Raw genomic sequence first — 489 nt, forward strand, 5'->3', positions numbered from 1 at the left:
AAACGCTCTATCCAATTGAGCTACGGGCGCTTATTCATGATGTTTTTTCGTCGTTGTAATTTGGCGACTCAATTATCTTATCACACTACATTTTCAAATGCAAGTACTTTTTTAAGATTTTTTTGATGCGGCCGAGAGGACTTGAACCTCCACGGGGTTTCCCCCACTAGGCCCTCAACCTAGCGCGTCTGCCGTTCCGCCACGACCGCGCGGAAAAAACAAAAGTGAGCCATGAAGGACTCGAACCTTCGACCCTCTGATTAAAAGTCAGATGCTCTACCAACTGAGCTAATGGCTCGTAAATGGCTGGGCTAGCTGGATTCGAACCAGCGCATGACGGAGTCAAAGTCCGTTGCCTTACCGCTTGGCTATAGCCCATCGAAATAATTATCTTCTTTTCAAAGACAAATGTTATTGTACCATAATGTCCAATAAAAAACAACTGCTATATAGCAGAAGTTAAAATGGCGGTCCCGACCGGGGTCGAAC

Annotated in this window: 3 tRNA genes; all 3 read right to left on the reverse strand. The window is 45.6% G+C overall.

The window, feature by feature from the left end:
- Nucleotides 1-126: 126 nt before the first annotated feature.
- The 3 genes from HMPREF2590_RS25080 to HMPREF2590_RS25090 all read right to left on the reverse strand — a co-directional run bounded on the left by HMPREF2590_RS25080 (nt 127) and on the right by HMPREF2590_RS25090 (nt 378).
- Nucleotides 127-209, reverse strand: a tRNA-Leu gene (locus HMPREF2590_RS25080).
- 16 nt (nt 210-225) lie between these two features.
- A tRNA-Lys gene (locus HMPREF2590_RS25085) sits at nt 226-298 on the reverse strand.
- A 5-nt stretch (nt 299-303) separates the two neighbouring features.
- A tRNA-Gln gene (locus HMPREF2590_RS25090) sits at nt 304-378 on the reverse strand.
- Nucleotides 379-489 lie beyond the last annotated feature (111 nt).

The sequence above is a fragment of the Bacillus sp. HMSC036E02 genome (genome assembly GCF_001836235.1).
Taxonomy (GTDB): Bacteria; Bacillota; Bacilli; order Bacillales; family Bacillaceae_G; genus Bacillus_A; species Bacillus_A cereus.